The organism is Flavobacterium sp. XN-5, assembly GCF_008033395.2.
Classification (GTDB): domain Bacteria; phylum Bacteroidota; class Bacteroidia; order Flavobacteriales; family Flavobacteriaceae; genus Flavobacterium; species Flavobacterium hiemivividum.
This window is the reverse complement of sequence record NZ_VOGZ02000003.1, coordinates 140,304-161,333: the sequence shown is the minus strand read 5'-3', so window position 1 is coordinate 161,333 and position 21,030 is coordinate 140,304. Positions and strand designations below refer to the sequence as shown.

The window sequence follows — 21,030 nt, the reverse complement described above, 5'->3', positions numbered from 1 at the left end:
TTTCAAAAAAACAATTTCATTACTAATCAAACATTTATTATACTTTTAAAGATTTTATTTTTTTAAAAAGCTTTTTAAGATTATTTACTTGAGTGACTGAAAATCCTTTTCCAAAAAGCGCAAAATCATTATTCTCATATATAAACTCATCAATTAATATCATTTCATTTTTCAATAAAGAATATGCAGGTTTAACAGAATTCCAAGAAACGTCATCTAAAACAATAAAAGACTTATCTTCTAATAAGGGTAAATAATTGTGTACGTCCTCCATTACAAACTTAGCATCATGATTTCCATCAATATGAATCAACCCAAACTTAATCTTTTTATTAATAAATTCTGAAACAGCGTCAGTTGATTTCTTTCTCACTATCATACAATGTTCTTGATATTTATTACTTTCGATTATCTCAGAAACTCGCTCATATAACTCATTGAAATCAGTATTTAATATAAATTCGTCAAGAATATGCTGTAATTCTGGTTTATCAAATTGAATAGCAGCATCCTTACTGTAAGGATCAATACCAAATGCAATGCCTTTAGAATACAGCTTATGTGCAATTACTTGTGGAAAAAGAGAACGGCCTCTATAAACACCTATATCAGCAGTTCTTTTTATTTTAAATTTAGCAATTAATACACTCATTAATAATGCTTTTTGATGACTACATCCTCCCCCATCATCAGTTGGAATTATAGAATGATTCTTTTTTATAGCATCACTTAGAACATTTTCAACAGACTTGTAATTGAAAAAATTAAAAATATTATTCATCATTTTTTATTAATTATATAAATATTAGTTGTTAAGTTTCCTATCAAAATCAAACTTTAAGTTGGGTCGAACATATCCAGCCCAAACACCATAGTAATTAATTCCATCCCTAAAATCAACCATTTCAAAATTAACCACATTATTAATAGTTAAGAGTGAAGTGTTATTACAAACAAAATGAAGATCAATCGTATACATTTTACTATTTAAAAAATTTTCAGGGATAACTAATTCTGAAACATATCCACCCTTTTCCGAAAACTTTACAGGAGTTATTTGACTAAAGATTATTACATCGTCTGTAAAAGACTTAAAATTAATAGCGAGATTAAAATTTTCAATATCTTTAAAAGTAGAAAAATCAATTCTAATGTTTAATTTTTCTTTTATTGTAAAAAAATTTTCCTTTAGTGTCGAGATTATGTCTACCGAATTTAATCTAACTATTGAATTACCAAAAACAGAAGAATCCTTATCAAAAGTCTTTGGATATGACTCATCCGTTTCATCCAACAACATATATCTATTAATTGCTTCTTCTATTACACCATCAAAAACTATCCTTCCATTTTCTAAAACAATTCCCCTCGTACACAAACTCTGTACCGCCGCCATATTATGACTCACAAACAACACCGTCCTGCCACCACTACGTGAAATATCTTGCATCTTCCCAATCGCTTTCTTTTGAAACTCTGCATCACCCACTGCCAACACCTCATCGATAATCAAAATTTCTGGCTCTAAAAAAGCGGCAACGGCAAAAGCCAAGCGCACCGTCATTCCAGAACTATACCGTTTTACGGGAGTGTCTATATAACGCTCACAGCCAGAAAAATCTATAATTTCGTCAATCTTCGAGGCAATTTCTTTTTTAGTCATTCCTAGGATGGCCCCATTCAAATATATGTTTTCTCTACCCGTCATTTCGCCATTAAAACCAGTACCTACTTCGAGTAACGAAGCCACACGACCTCCAAACTTAATGGTTCCGGTAGTGGGTGCCGTAACACGAGACAAAATTTTTAACAAAGTCGATTTTCCTGCGCCATTCTTCCCAATAATACCTAGAACCTCTCCCCGTTCCACTTCAAAGTTGATGTCCTGCAACGCCCAAACATAATCGCTTTCACCCTTGGTAGAACGGTCATTGGTATCGCCTATCTTTAAATAGGGATTTTCCTTGCCACGAACCTGATGCCACCAGCGATTCAGGTCATGACTTAGCGTCCCCGTCCCTACCTGCCCGAGGCGGTATTGTTTAGAAATATTTTCGGCTTTTAGTATGATGTCTTTCATTTAAGTGAATAGATTATAGTGAGTAGTGAATGGTTTTTAGTGAATAGTCTTTAGTGAATCGTGAATAGATTTTAGTGAGTAATGAGTGTTTTAAGTGAGCGAGGCGGTATTGCTTAGAGATGTTTTCGGCTTTTAGTATGATGTCTTTCATTTAAGTGAATAGATTTTAGTGAGCGGTTTTTATTTTAGTGAATGGTTTTTAGTGAATCGTCTTTAGTGAATCGTCTTTAGTGAATCGTGAATAGATTTTAGTGAGTAATGAGTGTTTTAAGTGAGCGTTTTTTCGACACTATTCACTTTTCACTTCTCACTTTTCACTTTTCACTATTCACTTTTCACTTTTCACTATTCACTATTCACTATTCACTATTCACTATTCACTTCTCACTCCTCACCACTCACTTTTTACTGATATAATTCTTAAATCCAATCAAAAGCTTTTTAACTTCGATCATTTGAAATTCAAGAAGATCATCTTTTGTAATAAATCCTAATCGCAACGCTATTAAATATTGCGTTTCTAGTTCTGAAAGAGAACCTATGGAAACATACAGAAATTGAAGCAATTCTTTATCTCCTTTACGTGCTGCTCCCTCAGCAATGTTAGACGGAATTGAAACCGCAGCTCTTCGCATTTGACTCGTTAAACCATACTTCTCGGTATCCGGAAATAGCTGTGTAATCTGATAGACTTTAACTACCAAATCCATACTCTTCTTCCAAACGTCTAAATCTTTATGATCCATATCTTTTTTTTTAGTGAATCGTTAGTGGTGAATAGAAACACACTTTCTACTTCTCACTCTTCACTTCTCACTCTTCTCACTTCTCACTCCTCACTTCTCACTTCTCACCCTTCACTATTCACTATTCACTAAACCGTATCTATAAAACTCTTCTCCGTCTTATTAAAAATCAAAACCCCCACCAAAAACACCATTACAGTTACCGCAAACGTATAACCTAATCCCCAAAAGGAAATATGCCCTACATTCAACAACATATAACGGGTAGTTTCGATAATATAAGCCAATGGATTGTATTGAACCAACCATACATATTCAGGCATTTTCTCCTTCACCAATGCCATTGGATACACTACCGCCGAAACATACATAAGCAATTGTACTCCAAAACCAATTAAGTAGCTAAAATCTCTGTATTTAGTGACCAAAGAAGATATAAACATTCCTAATCCCAAACCCAAAATTCCCATTACTACAATTAAGAACGGAAATAAAACAGCAAGTCCGTTTAAACTAATGGCAGCTCCTTGGAAATAATAGTATAAATAGAACGCAATGAAAATGCAAAATTGGATTCCAAATTTCAATAAGTTCGAAATTACAATGGACATAGGAACAATAATTCGTGGAAAATATACTTTCCCAAAAATCCCTGCATTGGCACCAAAAGTATTCGACGTTCCAGTAAGACAAGCCGTAAAGTAATTCCAAACCGTAATTCCTGCCAAATTGAACAAAAATGGAGGCACGGCGCCTGTACTAATTCCTGCTAAATTATTAAAAATGATTGTAAATGTAATCGAGGTAAAAAGAGGCTGAATCAAATACCAAAGTGGTCCTAAAACAGTTTGCTTATAAACCGTAACGACATCACGGCGAACAAAAAGCAGCAACAAATCGCGGTATTGCCAAACCTCCTTTAAGTTCAGACTAAAAAATTGATCTTTTGGTTTTATCTCAAACAGCCAATCTGTGGTATTATTTTCTTGCTGGTTCATGATTTGGTGCTAAATCGTAATTTTGGTTTTTTATCTAATTAAGCGCAATCGGGTCACAAAATAAATATAAATAATACGTACTCGATATTTCCTTCAAAGCAGCATTACATCCTATTTATTTCCAAATAGCATATGCTAATTAATCACTTTACCCTGGCAAAATCAATGTAATAAAGGAGACTTCTGGCATAGCTTCGCTACTCTAACTAACAGTAGGAAGTCAATATCCTTTTAGTAGTAAGAGTATTTTCTAGTACGAATATACTATTCCTTTATAAATAATCGCAATAATAAACAACTAAACGAAAACATTTTTCCAGCAGAAGATTATTTGTCTGTTTTCATCTTGATTCAGCAATCCTTTCCTGCGTTTCTATCAAAAAATCAACAACTGATAGTATAAAAAAGCTGAGTTTATTAAAATGTTATTCAAGTCAAAAGCTTCCAGTTTTCGACTCTCTTTAGGGCTGGGGTAAAACGAAAATCTTCCTACTATTTTCACTATTCTTAAACATCACAAAATAAAAATTCAGGAAGTTTCTTTTTTGTTTGCCCCTAACCCTAAAGGGAGCAAAAAGAAACATGAAATCCGATTTACAAACCAACAACTTTACTAAAAATAACGCTCTAAATTTTCGACTCCCTTTAGGGACGGGGTAAAACGAAAATTTCAGCACGCACCTCTCACTCCTCACCACTCACCATTCACCACTCACCATTCACAACCGATAACTGATTACTAAATACTTTTTTCTACATTTGCACTATGCTTACATTCTTCAAATCAAAACCTCTACTTAAAGATTTGATTCCAGACAATCATATCGATATCCACTCGCACCTTTTGCCGGGTATAGATGATGGTGCTCGAACAGTTCAAGACAGCCTCCGACTCACCCAAGCACTTCAGAGCTTTGGAGTGACTGAAATTATCACAACACCACATATCATCCAGCATGTTTGGGAGAATACCCATGAAGGAATTATTACCAATAAAAATGAAACCGTACTAGAACTTCACAAAAACAATATAAAACTTCCTTTTAAGGCCGCCGCCGAGTATTTGATGGACGATCAATTTGTGCGTCTTTTTCAATCCCACGATCTATTGACCTTGAAAGATAATTACGTTTTGGTCGAAATGTCATATATCAATGCGCCCATACAATTGTATTCCATTCTTTTTGACTTGCAAGTAGCAGGTTACATTCCGGTTTTGGCGCATCCGGAGCGTTATTTGTTTTATCACAACAACTTTAACGAGTATATAAAACTCAAAAAAGCAGGTTGTTTATTCCAACTTAATCTTCTTGCTGTAGTTGGATATTACGGACCAGAAATAACAAAAATAGCGGAACAGCTACTGCAAAAAGGACTGTACACTTATGTAGGCTCTGATGTGCATCATGACAAACATATCGCTGCCTTTGATCAAAAAGTAAAACTGAAAGATTTGACTGCTTTAAAAGAAGCGATAACGAATAATCAATTTTTTAAGGGAGAAGTTAAAGAGTAGAGCTTGGAAGTTGGAAGTAAGAGGATAGAGAATAGAAAATAGAGAATAGACCTTGTATATTATAGTTTAAAAGTTGGAGCAAACAGCCTAGAATACAGAATTCTGATAGCGGAAAACCGATAACTGATAACTGATAACTGATAACTGATGTTTATTAACAAAAAACTCTTCATCGCTAACAATTCGGATCCCGCCCTACTATTTTTACCTCTAAATCACGATAAGAATTTTAGCGTTGGCCGGCGGGAGTGACCCCCGAGTCGAGGAGGAACGACAAGCGGCTGGGGTCACGATAGGGAAAATTTGTTCGATGATTTTGAGACAAAAATCGTGAGGCAGTGATTTTTTTGTTACCGTCACACTGAGCGAAGACGAAGTGTTGATCAAGACAAATCGAAGATTCATCGAACACCGCTTAAAATAAAAGTTAAGTGAGATAAAAAAGTAAAAATTAGAATTAGAGACCATGAGAAATTGTACATAACAACTTCAAATCACCTGCAAAAGAAGATCCTAATATTAATGAGATTGCTTCGTCCCTCGCAATGACCCTGTACTCCTCCAACTATTTTATCTCCATAATCACGATAAGCATTTCAACATTGGCCAGCGGGATTACCCCCGAGACGAGAAGGAACAATAAATTGCTAAGGTCACGATACGACAAAAGCATAACCACCCATTATGCAGAGACAACTAATTATATAGCAAAACGTAATCCCGCCCTTAAATTAAAAACGTAGAAAAACATTTGAAATTAAAAGGAGGACTGCCAGTGGCAGTCAGGTAAATATCCAAAACAGTTTTAAATTTTCAGGCTTGATCTTTTTGTTACCGTCACCCTGAGCGAAGACGAAGTGTTGATCAAGACAAATCGAAGATTCAGACGCCCGAGCAAAGCGAACAGGCGAAGCAAACACCACTAACAATAAAAGGTGGGTATTTCGGTCGGACCGTGCCACCCATTTCGGTTGAAATGGTGCCACTTTGAAAGATATTACAATAATACAAAAAGTTTGTTCAGTTTAAAAATTTGCTTTTCTCATAGACTCACCTGTTAGTTCTATTCTATGAGAGGAATTTACAATCCTATCTAGCACTGCATCGGCAATAGTACAGTTCCCAATTATGTCATGGTATGCAGATACCGGTATTTGAGAAGATAGTATTATTGATCCTTGATTGTGTCTTTGATCAACAATATCTAATAAAGCTTCCCTAGACTGATTATCAAATGGTTGTAGACCAAAGTCATCTAAAATAAGTAGATCTGACTTTAGTATCTTTTTAATTTCTCTTAGGTAGGTCCCGTCTAATTTGCTTATTTTTAATAAATTAAAAAGATTAGCGGTGTTATAATACAAGACTTTATAATCCATTAAACATGCTTGATGTCCTAGAGCCTGAGCAAGATAACTCTTTCCAACTCCGCAAGATCCAGTTAAGATTACATTCTGTTTTTTGAGAATAAAATCCAATGTTCCTAGGCGAGTGAACATATTCTTATCAAGGTCTCTATTTTGAGTATAATTTATATCTGGCATGCTTGCACTTTGTCTAAACTGAGCCTGCTTAATTAGTCTTTCGATTTTGCGGTTTTGCCTATTCTCATACTCATGATCTGTTAGTAAACCAATGTACTCGTCAATGGTAAATGACATCATTGTATTGTTTTTAATGTGACTGTGATGAAGCTGTGCCATGTCGTTAAGCCTCATTGCTTTTAGCTTTTCGATAGTTTGATTATTATCCATATTATTATATTTAAGATTACTATTTATTGGTACGCAGAGGCTCCTCTGATGTTTTGATGTACTGGTATATGATTAGTATTAGCGTCCAGTTCTTGGAGCAGAGTTTCTTTGAGATCCATATTGTGACGCAGGATGTTTTTGATATGGGTATAGGCCGCAATATTAGCATTCAAGGCAATCTCACAAGCTTTATCAAGTCTTTGTGATCCATAACTCTTATGTAGTTGTATTAAGCCAATAACCCTTTTGTATCCAATCTCAGGATAATCTACATTACACAGAATCTTCTCTACGCATTTCACTAAATGAGCACCGTGTGGAGCTGCTTGATTTTTAAAATACTCAGGACTCCAACTGGTATAGCTTTGATGCGTACTAGATAGGTGCTCCTTAATTGTATTGTAATTCCCTTTTTTTGGATTTCGCTTATGTGTGGCAATACGTAAATGATTATAGTAAACTTCTACGGAAGTATTTGTGTAGTGAATCATTGTATGATGGCCTATATAGCGATAAGGAACACTATAATAGCTCTTATCAGGCGAAAAATATACATATCCTATTTTCTGTACCTTCGCTCTTTTATAATCTTTTATTTGATAAGTACTGCCGGGTAATGCTTTTAAGTATTGTCTTTCCACAGATTGAAAGAGCTCTACACGACTTGCTTCTTTACGCTGAAAAAGCAATTGGTTATAAGTGGTCAACATACGTCTTAGCTCTGCATTGAGTTCTTCCAAAGAAAAGAAAGTTATCTCTCTAATGGGATAGTAAATTCTTTGATAGACAAGGTGTACAGCGTTTTCCACTAAGGCTTTGTCTTGGGGAGCATAAGTACGAGTTGGATTAACTATGCAATTATAATGGCTAGCAAAGTCTTTAAAGCTTCTGTTTATTTGTGATTCATACTTACTTGCACGAGATACAGCTGATTTTAAGTTGTCTGAGACTATTGCCAAAGGAACACCTCCATAAAAGTTTAGTGCATTAACACAGCATATTATAAGATCTTCTTTCTTCTGACTCTGGCAGGCTTGCACATAGGTATATTGGCTATTGGGAAGTATAGCTACAAAGACTTCTACGGGTATAATTTCCCCTGTGTTTTGATTAACATAAGAGAGTTTTTTACCAGCAAAATCAATGTACATCTCTTTGCCTGGCTCATGCTCTAACTTCATAGAACCTTTTACCTCTTTATATTTTCGGTTATAATGCTCCATAAACTGTGTGTAGCTGTAAGGATTAGCCATAGTTTGAGCATATTGTGTATAATGATATAGAAAAGTAAATCCAGGATGGTTACGAGCTTTATTAACCGTCTCGAAATAAAGCATTAAATCGTTATGCCGCTGCGTGTCAACAGTTGTAAAACTAGAAAAGAGCTCTGATAGTTGTTCGACATCGAACGAGAGTAATTGTTGTAAAGAGTATTTACAGCCTTCAAATAGCTGCATATAGGTATTTACAGTATTGCGAGAAATACCTAATGTACTTCCTATTTTTCGATTGCTATAACCGTCCAAATGTAAAGTAATGATTTGTTTTAAGTCCATAGGATCAAGTTTATTAGCCATATCGTATTGTTTTAGATAACAACAAGATAGTAGCTGATTTTGATCTTTCAAAGTGGCACAAATCGAACCGGAATACCATGATTTATTAGTCAAGTGACACAAATTGAACCAAAATAGTGGCACAAATCGAACCGGAATACTGTGACTTTTTAGTCAAGTGGCACAAATCGAACCGAAATAGTGGCACAAATTGACCGAAATGGGTGGCATGGTCTAACCGAAATCAGTGGCACAAATCGAACCGAGATATCCAAAAGTATAGTGAGCTAAAAGAAAAGATTGTTCTTCAGAAATAATAATAATAATAATAATAACATAAACACTCTTCATACCACTCCTAACCCCGCTCTTAAAGAAAAAGCATCCGAAAACAACATTTGAAATTAAAAGGAGGACTGCCAGTGGCAGTCGGGTAGCAGCAGTCCGCGAGCTGATCAAGCAAAAATCCAAAATCATTATCATTTATTACACAATGCCTTGCACATCCAAACAACAGAAAACCGAAAACAGACAACTGATAATTGATAACACATAACCGAAAACAAAAAAGTCCACAGAGAAAGAATCCCTATGAACTTTTAATAAACTATTAATAAAAAAACTTACTTCACATCCAAAACTTCATAACTAGAATTCATACTTATAAACTCCGGAACAATTTCCTTCATTTTCATCACAATTTCATCGTTGCCCAAATAATGTGCTCCGTCGATTAACTCTTCAATGTTGGTATGCAAGCTCTCAAATTCGTCTTGAATTTCTTCGGCAATCATTATTTTTTCATGATAGGTAGCTATTGTCTTTGAAGTGTCATTAAGCAATTCCTCATACAACTTCTCACCAGGTCTCAATCCTACAATTTGTATTTTAATATCTTTCTCTGGTACAAATCCTGCCAACTTGATCATCTTTCTGGCCAAATCAATAATCTTAACCGGTTTTCCCATATCAAATATATAAATCTCCCCTCCTTTACCCATCGCTCCGGCCTCTAGAACCAACTGACAGGCTTCGGGAATGGTCATAAAATACCGAATAATATCGGGGTGCGTAATGGTGATTGGTCCACCTTCAGCAATTTGCTTGGTGAATAATGGCACCACCGACCCATTCGACCCTAAAACATTACCAAAACGGGTAGTAATAAATTTAGTTGTATTTTTCTCTCCTGTTTTCTGAATTTTTAATTGCAAGGACTGTACATATTTCTCCGAAATACGCTTACTAGCTCCCATAACATTACTAGGATTTACTGCCTTGTCCGTAGATACCATAACAAACTTCTTAACCTTGTACAAACAGGCCAGATCAGCAAGGTTCTTGGTTCCGCCAATATTAGTGAGAATAGCTTGAGAAGGATTTTTTTCCATTAATGGAACATGCTTGTATGCCGCCGCATGAAAAACGACCTGCGGTTTAAACAACTTAAAAACCTTATCCATAGCCTCTTTATTCCTAATATCTGCTACGACAATTCTGATTTTTGTATTCGTGGTCATCGCTTCAGTCTCTAAGTTCAAATGATGCAATGGAGTTTCAGCCTGATCCAGGATAATAATCTTTTTAGGATTAAAAAGTAATACCTGACGTACAATTTCGCTACCTATCGAACCTGCAGCACCTGTAATTAAAATAGTATTGTCTTTTATTTGTTTCGAAATGGACTTGTTATCCAAGACGATCGGTTTTCTTTCTAATAGCTCCTCAATTTGTATCGTTTTTACCTTTTGAGAAATCTCTTTTTGATTTTCCCAGTCTGTAATTAATGGCACGATATACACCTTATAATTATACTCTAAGCACTGATCAACAATGATTAAACGCTCTTCTTTTGATAGACTTTTATCAGCGATAATAACTCCCTCAGCACCTACAGAACGCATTAAAGTGGGTAATTTTTTCTTTAAAACTAGAATAGGTAAATCCAGCATGCGTTTAGATGAATTTTGGGCATTTCTGTCAACAAAAGCTACAATTTTAAAACGAGCAGGAGTTTCCATCTTTAAAGCATTAGCTACTGATATCGCATTAGCATCAGTACCATAAATAATTGTTCTGGGTAACGTTATATTGCTTTTTTCAGAAAAATAATATTCGAATGTTTGCTTTACAATTACCCGATATAAAAATAATCCACAAAAGGAAAACACCATATTAATAAAAAGTGCAGTATTTAAAAATACCTTAGAGCCATAGAAAACTTCGAAAATAAAATTAAACAGTAAAAACACAGTTAAGACTGACATTTGCGAAAATAGGAGCTTAACGGCGTCGATATAGGAAGAGTGTCTGATAATTCCAGAGTACGTTCGAAACAACCAAAAAAAGAATAGATTGACCACAAACAGCGAGCCAACAAACAATACGCTATGCGGTGTCAAGATATAGTGTACTCCTGTACCTCTAAACAATAGATAACTAAAGAAAAAGGAAAGTACTAAAACGGCACAGTCCATCATGACTATAATCCATCTCGGTAAATAACCTAGACTATGAATATTAAACCTAAGATTACTCCTAGAAAAAATTTCTCCGTCTACAGAGCTGCTGTCAGTTTCTCTATTATTTCTCAAACTATATGATATTTTATTATTATTTTTAAACAGATCAAAAATACTACTAATTATAATGAAATTATATTATTATAATTTATTTGTTGAATAAATCATTTATATTAATAACTATATCTTCTTTCACTAATTCATCTACATTGAGAGTAGATTCCTGAGAACTGATAACCGATCACTCATCACAGATAACCCATAACTGAAAACTGATTACTGATTGCACGTCCCTAATTACTGAACACCGATCACTCACCACCGATAACCCCATAACTGATCACTGAACACTGAATACTCACAACCGATAACCCATAACTGATAACTGACCACTCACCACCGATACCCCATACAGATCACTGAACACTGAATACTGCTCACTAACCACTGACCACTGATTACTTACAACACACTATAAAGCATGCTTCACCAATCCCAAAAGATATTCACCATATCCCGATTTCTTCAAAGGTTCAGCCAGATCTCTTAACTGTTGTTCTGTTATAAAACCTTGTCTCCAGGCAATCTCCTCGATACATCCCACCTTTAACCCTTGGCGTTCCTCGATAACCTGAACAAATTGTCCTGCTTGCATCAAACTATTAAAAGTTCCCGTATCTAACCAAGCAGTTCCCCTACTTAAAATACCAACTTTCAAAGCTCCTTTTTCTAAATATACTTTATTCACATCAGTGATTTCATATTCACCTCGAGCACTTGGCTTTATATTCTTTGCTATTTCCACCACAGAATTATCATAAAAATACAATCCAGGTACTGCATAATTTGATTTTGGCTGCAATGGCTTTTCTTCTATCGAAAGTGCTTTTAAATCTTTATCAAATTCAACCACACCATATCGTTCCGGGTCCGAAACATGATAGGCAAAAACAACTCCTCCCTCAGGATTCTTATTGGATTGCAATAATTCATCCATATTCGAACCAAAGAAAATATTATCTCCCAGCACCAAAGCCACACTATCATCCCCTATAAATTCTTCCCCAATAACAAAAGCCTGCGCTAATCCATTAGGAATCGCCTGCTCTGCATAACTAAATTGACAACCAATAGCCGAACCATCACCTAATAGTTTTTTGAAATTTGGCAAATCATGTGGTGTCGAAATAATTAAAATTTCATTTATTCCCGCCATCATCAATGTAGACAATGGATAATAAATCATCGGCTTATCATAAACCGGCATCATTTGTTTACTCATCGCTAATGTTAACGGATGTAAACGAGTCCCAGAACCTCCTGCTAATATAATTCCTTTCATAGTTTTCACGAATTATTCGAATTAAATCGAATTATTTCAAATTAATGATTCTTTTATAAATTAATGACGATGTACCAAAGTTAATTAGGATTCCTAATTCCATATTGGTACATCGTAGATAGTTTTGTAACTGCGCTTGAAACACAGTAGGTATTTGTGATACTGCTTTTATTTCCAAAATAATAGCATCATACCAGACAATACAAAATAAGCTTTTAGGCTCGTTTTAATCAATTGCTTTTTTATTTTTTCAAAGGATCACTTTACCTCATACTTCTCGATACAATTTTATAAAAACGCTCTCGCTATTTTATAAAATCACTCGAAGTGACGGAAACCGATAACGCAAATCTCAGCACTCCTAACCCCGCCCTTAAATTAAAAACGTAGAAAAACACCGAAAAAACGAAGTGGCAGCAGTCCGCGAGTTGAGCCTTTTGGCGAACGGCTCGGGGCGCGGAACGTCGTTTTGAGGTAGTTTTTAAATTTTTAATTTTCAGGCTTGATTTTTTTGTTACTTTTTTGATCAAGCAAAAAAGTAAAAATATGATTCGAAAAAACTACTCACCTAAGCAACCACAACCATTTTATTCCTTCAAAAATCACCATCTGCGACTGATCACTATCAAAACTGATCACTAATCCCGATAACTATCGGCACTCACAACTACTCAATCCCTGGACACTATTTCCTGAACACTATTAATTATATTGTTTCTTATAATAACTCGCATATTCCCCCGAAGTAATATGATCCAACCAACTCTGATTCTCCAAATACCAATTTACAGTTCTCTCCAAACCTTCCTCAAAAGTAACCGAAGGCTTCCAACCCAACTCCGTATTTATTTTATTAGCATCAATCGCATAGCGCAAATCATGACCTGGACGGTCTTTAACATACGAAATCAACTGCTCTGAAGTACCTGCTTCACGACCTAGCTTCTCATCCATGATTTTACAAAGCAATTTCACCAAATCAATATTCTGCCATTCATTAAACCCTCCAATATTATAAGTATCATGATTAACACCCTCATGAAAAACCAAATCAATCGCAACTGCATGATCTTCTACAAACAGCCAATCACGGGTATATTTCCCATCGCCATATACCGGTAAAGGTTTGTTTTGAATGATATTATTAATAAACAACGGAATCAATTTTTCAGGAAAATGATACGGCCCGTAGTTATTAGAGCAGTTCGTCAATACATACGGCAAACCATAAGTCTCACCGTAAGCACGTACAAAATGATCTGAACTCGCTTTGGAAGCTGAATAAGGTGAATTTGGATCGTAAGCCGTAGTCTCAGTAAACAAACCTTCAGCGCCTAAACTCCCATAAACCTCATCAGTACTAATATGATAGAAACGCTTTCCTTCCATATTATCTTTCCAAATCGTTTTTGCCGCATTCAACAAATTCATGGTTCCTATCACATTTGTTTTCACAAAAGATAACGGATCCGTTATCGAGCGATCTACATGTGACTCCGCAGCCAAATGCAAAACCCCCTCAAACTGATGTTCGGCAAACAAAGCGTCAATAAACGGAGCATCCACAATATCCCCTTTGATAAAAGTATAATTGGACTCCTTTTCGATATCGGCAATATTCTCTAGATTCCCCGCATAAGTCAGCGCATCCAAATTAAAAATCTGATACTGCGGATATTTTTTCACAAAAAGCCGCACCACATGCGACCCAATAAAACCGGCACCACCGGTAATTAATATTTTTTTCATTTATTTCTAATTTTACGAATTAATGCGAATTGACACGAATTAATCCGAATTTTTTAAATTAATTATTCTTTTATAAGTTAATGAAGTCATACCAAAATTAATTAACATACCTAACTCCATTTTCGTACATCGTAGATAATTTTTCAACTGTGCATAAAATGCTATGGGTATTTGCTGTACTGCTTTTATTTCCAAAATAATAGAATCATAACAAATAAAGTCGGCTCTATAGTGTTTATTTAATTTCTGATTATCATAATATAATTCCAACTTCACTTGCTTTTTAAAAGGGATTTCTTGAACTTGAAATTCTTTCTCCAACGCTTCCTCATAAACCGCTTCCAGAAATCCAGCTCCTAATGAACGATGCACTTTCATACATGCCCCAATAATTTTAAAGCTTTCTTCTTTGTAAAGTATTTTATCGGTAGCATCCATTCGCATAATTCGTTTTAATTCGTTTCAATTCGTTTCAATTCGTTTCAATTCGCTTCAATTCGCTTTAAAAATTCGTGTCAATTCGTTTCAATTCGTTTTTAAATTCGCAACACCCCCATACACTTCCTCAAACTCTCCTCATAACCCGGCACGACCACTCCAAAAGTAGTTTTAATCTTCGTTTTATCCAACAAAGAATACTGCGGACGCTTCGCCGGCGTAGGATAAGCCTCTGATGGAATCCCACTGATTTCACAATCAAAACCGCCAATTTCCTGTATCGCCAGGGCAAACTCATACCAACTGATCTCCCCTTCATTCGAAAAATGATACATCCCGGCCTGCCACTGCGCATGAGTCAGGATCGTTAGAATCGCCTGGGCCAAATCAGCAGCATAAGTCGGACTCCCGATCTGGTCGTTCACCACATTCAGACTCTCTCTTTCCTGCATCAGTCGCGACATCGTTTTGACAAAATTATTCCCAAAACGCGAATACACCCAGGAAGTTCGGATAATAACCGAATCCGGATTTTGCTCCATACAAGCCTTTTCGCCGGCCAGTTTAGTGACCCCATACACATTAATCGGCTTCGTCGGCGCCGCTTCCGTCAAAGGAGTCGAAGAACTGCCGTCAAAAACATAATCAGTCGAAACATGGATCAATTTAGCCCCATGAGCTGCACTCCATTTCGCCAATACCGCAACCGCCTGATGATTCAACACATCCGACAATTCCACCTCAGTCTCCGCCCGATCCACAGCCGTATGCGCCGCACAGTTGATGATGACTTGGGGATGAATAGCGTCCAATTGCGCCTCCAAACCAGCCAAATCACATAAATCCAGTTCTTCTCTATCAGTAAAAACCCATTCAAATTGCGGATAATTCACTGCCAAAACTTGCAACTCTGACCCCAACTGCCCTTTGGCACCTGTAACTACTATTTTTTTCATTTAATTTTTACTCTTTTCCATTTCCAACCCATAACACACAACGCACTATTTACAACTCCTCTCCTCGCCCTTAAATTAAAAACGTAGAAAAACAACGATAAAACGACGTGGCAGCAGTCCGCGAGATGAGCCTGAAAGGCGAACGGCTCGGGCTGCGGAACATAGTTTTGAGGTAGTTTTTAAGTTTTTAATTTTCAGGCTTGATCTTTTGTTTCTTTTGCATCAAGGCAAAAGAAAAAGAAAAAGAAAAAGAATTTCTCTCCATTCACCACTCACGACTCACAACTCATAACCTAAAACTAAAACCCACTATTACAATCCTCAATAAAAGGCAAAACCAAATCCTTCTCCGATACAATCGCATCCGCTACATCAATTCCCCAATCAATATTTAAGCTTGGATCGTCAAAACGAATCCCGCCCTCACTTTCTTTATGATAAAACTGATCACACTTATACAGCACCACAGCTGTCTCACTGATTACCGAAAATCCATGGGCAAAACCCTGGGGAACCAACAATTGTTTCTTATTCTCAGCAGATAATAAGATACTAAATGCCTTACCATAAGTTGGCGAATCTTTTCGCAAATCTACAGCAACATCAATTATCTCCCCTTCCAGTACACGAACCAACTTAGTTTGGGCATAAGGAGGATTTTGATAATGCAAGCCTCTCAAAGTACCTTTTTTAGAAAAAGACTGATTGTCCTGCACAAAATCAATAGCAATCCCTAAATCTTCAAACTTAGTCTTACTATAGGCTTCAAAAAAATACCCGCGCGAATCCTCAAATACGGCGGGTTGTATGATTACTAAATCTTTTATAAATGTTTTTTCAATCTTCATATTAAATACAAATTAACCCCTTGGATATAATTATTAAAAACCTCAATGCTAGTATTTTTTGTATAGTAAAAACGGAACAAAAAATCTATCTACCCGAGTCCCGATCTATAGGTACTGATAACTCATAACCGATAAATGAGAACAGACAACCCACAACCCACAACCGATAACTCACTACTCACCAAAAAAGCTCCTCACCACCTCCGCAATTCGTGCTCTTTCTTCATCAGTCAAATTAGACCCTGAAGGCAAACACAAACCGTTTTCAAACAGCGTTTCAGCCACTTTCGTTCCATAATAAGGATAACTCTCAAAAACAGGCTGCAAATGCATCGGTTTCCACAAAGGACGCGACTCAATGTTCGCCACTTCAAAAGCCTGTCGCAAAGCTTCTCTATCAATTCCTTTGTCTGAATCAGGGGCAACCAAAATCGCACTCAACCAATAATTAGCAAAATAATCATCGTTCGGAACGCTAAAAACAGTTACCGCATCAATATCTTGGAACAAATCCACATAAAAATCATGCATTTTTCGACGCAAAGCGACATGAGCATCAAGAACTTCCATTTGTCCGCGGCCTATTCCGGCACAGATATTACTCATTCTGTAATTATAGCCTATCTCCGAGTGTTGGTAATGCGGTGCATCATCTCTGGATTGGGTCGCATAAAATACCGCCCTATCTTTTATGTCTTTTGATTTCGTAACAATAGCCCCTCCTCCTGAAGTGGTAATGATTTTATTCCCATTAAAGGACAATACCCCAATATCTCCAAAAGTACCGCATTGTTGACCTTTATAAGAACTTCCTAAAGCTTCCGCACTATCTTCTAAAACTGGAATTTCATATTTATCCGAAATGACTTTAATGGCTTCTATTTGATAAGGCACTCCATACAAATGCACCGCTATAATCGCCTTGGGTTTGCGTCCTTTGGCAATGCGATCCACGATAGCTGCTTCTAAAGCAATCGGGCAAATATTCCAGGTTTCTTCTTCACTGTCAATAAATACAGGAGTCGCACCCAAATAAAGTATCGGATTAGCCGAAGCCGAAAAAGTCATACTCTGACAAATAACTTCGTCACCAGCCTGAACTCCCAATAAAATGAGTCCCAAATGAATCGCTGCTGTCCCGGAACTTAAAGCCCCAACATGAGCTCCATTCCCTAAATAATTTTCTAAATCTTTTTCTAAACCATTAACATTAGGTCCCAATGGTGCTACCCAGTTGGTATCAAAAGCCTCTTGTACGTAGTGGCGCTCATTGCCTCCCATATGTGGAGAGGAAAGCCATATTTTTGAGTTATTCATTTTCTATTGAATTATATTTTATTACTCTACCAGGATTTCCCACTACAACTGCATAATCAGGAACATCATCAATAATAACTGCCCCTGCACCAATCGTAGCCCATTTTCCTATTTTAATTTCTTGAATTACTGTACCACCTATCCCGATATGTGTTCCTTCTCCAACATACACCCCTCCTGCCAATGATACATTAGGTGAAATATGTACAAAATCTTCTATTGTACAATCATGGTCTACTGTTGCAGCTGTATTTAAAATACAATGCCTACCAATTGCTACATCTGGATTTATAACTACCCCTGCCATAACCACAGTACCCTCATCAATTTTCGCATAAGCGGACACTGTTGATCGTGGATGAATGGCTTTAGAAAAAGTGCCATTCAATCGGGAGACGATTATTTTTCGTATTCTATTATTCCCAATACTTACAATTACGTTTTTTAAGGTTCTATTATCAATTAGTTTCGATATTAAAACAGGAATCCCTAAAATCGTTTTGATATTAGGATTATCATCAACTATAACTTCTATTGGGACACCATTGTTTTGCAAAATATCAATTATAACTTTACAATGTCCACTCGCCCCATATAATGTGATTTTATTTTCCATTGAAAGGCTCCATTGTTGCCACATCTGCAGCGTTTATACCTTCAGTCTTAATTATTTTTTTTATAGTCAAAAAAAATATTTTCATGTCTAACGTAAAATTGAAATGATCCACATACCACACATCCAATTCAAATTTAGTATCCCAGGATATGGCATTTCTCCCATTGACCTGAGCCCAACCAGTAATACCCGGTTTGACTTCATGACGCCGATTTTGAAATTCATTATACAAATGAAGATACTGTGGTAACAAAGGTCTTGGACCTATTAAGCTCATATCTCCTTTAATTACATTCAATAATTGAGGGATCTCATCCAAAGAAGTTTTACGAACAAACGCTCCAATTTTTGTCAGTCGATCCCCATCTGACAATAGATTACCATTAACATCTTTTTTATCGTTCATGGTCTTGAACTTAATAATCTTGAAAATAGCACCATGTTTACCTGGACGTAGCTGAAAAAAAAACGGTTTTCCTTGATTGGCAAAATATAGACCAATAGTCACTATAAAGAAAATAGGACTTAATAAGATTAAACCTAATAAAGCTGCAGAAAAATCGAATACTCTTTTAAAAATAGTTTTATACATTTTTTTCTAAACTTTTATATTCTGCCAAAAGAGCCTCCCAAACCATTTTTTGTTCGTAACGAGAAGTAATCATCTTGCGCGCATTTCTTTTTAAAACTGAATAATAATCCTTGTCTGATGATACTTTTATCATTGCATTAGAAATAGCTACCTCGTCTTTTACAGGGATAATTATTCCGTTCTGACCTTCCAATATTATTTCATTACTACCGCTTATATCAGTCACAATACATGGCAATCCCATCGCTCCAGCTTGCAAAACAACATTTGGAAATCCTTCGCGGTAAGAAGGAAAGACTAAAGTATCGCTGATGGCAAAATAAGATCGAACATCTGATTGAAAACCGACGGTAATAATATTATTATTTATTGCAATTTCATTACATGTGTTTACTTGCAAAGGATCTAAGTCAATTTCTTCATTACCAACCAGCAGTAATTTAACATTATCCATTTCTAGTTGTCCAAATGCAGCAACCAACTCATTAATTCCCTTATCTCCAACCAAGCGTCCTACAAAAACAAAGTCAGAATCTTTAATTCCCAACTGTTTACGTAAGTTCTTTTTATCTGTTACAGCAACTTGTATAGGAGAAAAAAAAGTCGTGTCAATACCGTTTACATTTCCATTTGCCAGTACCATTAATGGCTTTGTTGTGATTTTATACTTGACCAAATCTTTCCTGACTCCATTACCTTCTGGATAAATATTTGTTGCAAAACAACATAATATCCTATCCATCAGTATTAATATTTTTTGAAGTATTCCTTTCTTAGTAGGAAAAATTAAACCCGTAAAAGTATGTATACGGATTGGAACATTAGCAAAATAGGCCGCACTCATACTCAACAAACCTGCTTTTGGTGTGATAGAATGAACTATTATAGGTTTTTCTTTTCTAAAGTAATTATAAAGTTTCCAAAGCGAAATAATATCTTTGATTGGAGAAATATTCCTTTGCATCTCAATAGGAAAAACATCAACTTTTTCTCTCTGTCTTACAATATCAAGATCAGTATTTGATCCAGAAACAGCTAATACCTTAAAATGTCCATTTAAAAAAGACAATTGACCTTTTAATAAAATATTTAATGAGACTGGTACAGTTGTAATTCTGATAATTTTATTTTTCATTTATTCAATACAACAATTAACCTTCTCCTAAGGTATTTAAAAAAACTAAACATTGTGGCATTAAAATATCTATAAAGTGAAATTTTATTCCTTTTGTAAAGAAAAGTATAATTACTCATTTCTCCTTTTTGCATAAGCCATAATCTTGAAGAAAGCCCTGAAACACCAAACGCCATTTTACCCGAAACTGGAAACGCAAGGGATTGATTCAAAACAGCAACTTTATATTTGTAAGCTATTTCAAGCCAAACTCTATAATCCTCTGAATATTTTTGCTTGGTATTAAAGAGGTTATTAAATATTACTTCTCTCTTGACAATTGAAGCAGAAGTTTGAAAATAATTCCTTTTAATCAAATCATCAAAAGATATATGTTTCAATCTCTTATTGCTAAAATTACCTCCTCCTAAAAGTACGATATCAAAATTATTTTTAAGTGCTGAAATTTGTATTTCTATTTTATTTGATACCCAATAATCATCACTATCTAAAAATGCGATCCAATTCCCACAGCTTTCCAAAACACCTTTGTTTCTTGCTACCGATGGGCCAGAATTAACCTGCTCAATGATAGTAATTTTCGTACTACAGTTCCTCATTAAAACTCTAACTCTTTGAACAGAATTATCAGATGAACCATCATCAACAAGAATAATTTCCTCAACCTTATGTGTTTGCTCCAAGACAGAACTAATACACTTTTCAATTGTTGTTTCAGCGTTATAACAGGGTATAATTACTGATATTTTATAATTTTCTGAATGATTCACCAGTATTTATTTTTTGAAAGATTGAGTTTAATTCTCAACTTGAAGTCTAATAAAACCTTTTGCTCTTTCCTTATTAAAAGTTCTAGATAATTTTT

The 21,030-nt window shown here is 35.6% G+C and carries 19 protein-coding genes; 1 reads left to right on the top strand and 18 read right to left on the bottom strand.

The features are described 5' to 3' along the window. Positions 1–37: 37 nt before the first annotated feature. From FQU23_RS07915 to FQU23_RS07900, 4 genes are all read right to left on the bottom strand, one after another. Positions 38–784: a class I SAM-dependent methyltransferase gene (locus FQU23_RS07915; protein ID WP_147673387.1), complete on the bottom strand. Its 747-nt coding sequence runs from the start codon at positions 782–784 to the stop codon at positions 38–40. 21 nt (positions 785–805) lie between these two features. After that, complete coding sequence (locus tag FQU23_RS07910; protein ID WP_147673386.1) at positions 806–2,080, bottom strand: polysaccharide ABC transporter ATP-binding protein; 1,275 nt, start codon at positions 2,078–2,080, stop codon at positions 806–808. Positions 2,081–2,478: 398 nt separating this feature from the next. Continuing rightward, positions 2,479–2,826 (bottom strand): four helix bundle protein, encoded by a 348-nt coding sequence (locus tag FQU23_RS07905; RefSeq protein ID WP_147673385.1) that lies wholly within the window; start codon positions 2,824–2,826, stop codon positions 2,479–2,481. 128 nt (positions 2,827–2,954) lie between these two features. Next, positions 2,955–3,824: an ABC transporter permease gene (locus FQU23_RS07900; protein WP_147673384.1), complete on the bottom strand. Its 870-nt coding sequence runs from the start codon at positions 3,822–3,824 to the stop codon at positions 2,955–2,957. Positions 3,825–4,590: 766 nt separating this feature from the next. On the opposite strand from FQU23_RS07900, the gene FQU23_RS07895 reads away from it, so the two are divergent. Beyond that, positions 4,591–5,340 carry a tyrosine-protein phosphatase gene (locus FQU23_RS07895; RefSeq protein WP_147673383.1) on the top strand — a complete coding sequence of 250 codons (750 nt, stop codon included), beginning with the start codon at positions 4,591–4,593 and terminating at the stop codon, positions 5,338–5,340. A 1,025-nt stretch (positions 5,341–6,365) separates the two neighbouring features. On the opposite strand, the gene istB is transcribed toward FQU23_RS07895, so the two are convergent. From istB to FQU23_RS07825, 14 genes are all read right to left on the bottom strand, one after another. Beyond that, positions 6,366–7,094: an IS21-like element helper ATPase IstB gene (istB, locus tag FQU23_RS07890; RefSeq protein WP_091093977.1), complete on the bottom strand. Its 729-nt coding sequence runs from the start codon at positions 7,092–7,094 to the stop codon at positions 6,366–6,368. Positions 7,095–7,117: 23 nt separating this feature from the next. Beyond that, positions 7,118–8,794 carry an IS21 family transposase gene (istA, locus tag FQU23_RS07885; protein ID WP_317165189.1) on the bottom strand — a complete coding sequence of 559 codons (1,677 nt, stop codon included), beginning with the start codon at positions 8,792–8,794 and terminating at the stop codon, positions 7,118–7,120. Positions 8,795–9,273: 479 nt separating this feature from the next. Continuing rightward, the gene (locus tag FQU23_RS07880; RefSeq protein WP_410503911.1) at positions 9,274–11,199 is read right to left on the bottom strand and encodes a polysaccharide biosynthesis protein; all 1,926 of its coding nucleotides are present in this window, start codon (positions 11,197–11,199) and stop codon (positions 9,274–9,276) included. Positions 11,200–11,644: 445 nt separating this feature from the next. Further along, positions 11,645–12,514 carry a glucose-1-phosphate thymidylyltransferase RfbA gene (gene rfbA, locus FQU23_RS07875; protein ID WP_147673381.1) on the bottom strand — a complete coding sequence of 290 codons (870 nt, stop codon included), beginning with the start codon at positions 12,512–12,514 and terminating at the stop codon, positions 11,645–11,647. Between the two features lie 31 nt (positions 12,515–12,545). Further along, a complete protein-coding gene (locus FQU23_RS16385) occupies positions 12,546–12,716 on the bottom strand; it encodes a GxxExxY protein (RefSeq protein WP_147673509.1) in 171 nt (56 codons plus the stop codon). A 500-nt stretch (positions 12,717–13,216) separates the two neighbouring features. Continuing rightward, positions 13,217–14,263: a dTDP-glucose 4,6-dehydratase gene (gene rfbB / locus FQU23_RS07865; protein ID WP_147673380.1), complete on the bottom strand. Its 1,047-nt coding sequence runs from the start codon at positions 14,261–14,263 to the stop codon at positions 13,217–13,219. Positions 14,264–14,302: 39 nt separating this feature from the next. Next, positions 14,303–14,701: a GxxExxY protein gene (locus FQU23_RS07860; protein WP_147673379.1), complete on the bottom strand. Its 399-nt coding sequence runs from the start codon at positions 14,699–14,701 to the stop codon at positions 14,303–14,305. Positions 14,702–14,799: 98 nt separating this feature from the next. Continuing rightward, complete coding sequence (gene rfbD / locus FQU23_RS07855; RefSeq protein ID WP_147673378.1) at positions 14,800–15,657, bottom strand: dTDP-4-dehydrorhamnose reductase; 858 nt, start codon at positions 15,655–15,657, stop codon at positions 14,800–14,802. Positions 15,658–15,956: 299 nt separating this feature from the next. Further along, positions 15,957–16,505, bottom strand: coding sequence for a dTDP-4-dehydrorhamnose 3,5-epimerase (gene rfbC, locus FQU23_RS07850; protein WP_147673377.1), 549 nt, complete (start codon positions 16,503–16,505; stop codon positions 15,957–15,959). A gap of 174 nt (positions 16,506–16,679) precedes the next feature. Continuing rightward, on the bottom strand, positions 16,680–17,822 hold the full coding sequence (locus tag FQU23_RS07845) for a DegT/DnrJ/EryC1/StrS family aminotransferase (protein ID WP_147673376.1): 1,143 nt from the start codon (positions 17,820–17,822) through the stop codon (positions 16,680–16,682). Next, positions 17,815–18,438: an acetyltransferase gene (locus FQU23_RS07840; protein WP_209282331.1), complete on the bottom strand. Its 624-nt coding sequence runs from the start codon at positions 18,436–18,438 to the stop codon at positions 17,815–17,817. The genes FQU23_RS07845 and FQU23_RS07840 overlap by 8 nt, the downstream gene beginning before the upstream one ends. Further along, on the bottom strand, positions 18,428–19,030 hold the full coding sequence (locus tag FQU23_RS07835; protein WP_147673375.1) for a sugar transferase: 603 nt from the start codon (positions 19,028–19,030) through the stop codon (positions 18,428–18,430). Before FQU23_RS07835 ends, FQU23_RS07840 begins: the two co-directional genes overlap by 11 nt. After that, positions 19,023–20,165, bottom strand: a complete 1,143-nt coding sequence (locus FQU23_RS07830; RefSeq protein WP_147673374.1) for a glycosyltransferase family 4 protein — start codon at positions 20,163–20,165, stop codon at positions 19,023–19,025. The genes FQU23_RS07835 and FQU23_RS07830 overlap by 8 nt, the downstream gene beginning before the upstream one ends. Then, positions 20,162–20,935, bottom strand: coding sequence for a glycosyltransferase family 2 protein (locus FQU23_RS07825; protein WP_165425741.1), 774 nt, complete (start codon positions 20,933–20,935; stop codon positions 20,162–20,164). The genes FQU23_RS07830 and FQU23_RS07825 overlap by 4 nt, the downstream gene beginning before the upstream one ends. Positions 20,936–21,030 lie beyond the last annotated feature (95 nt).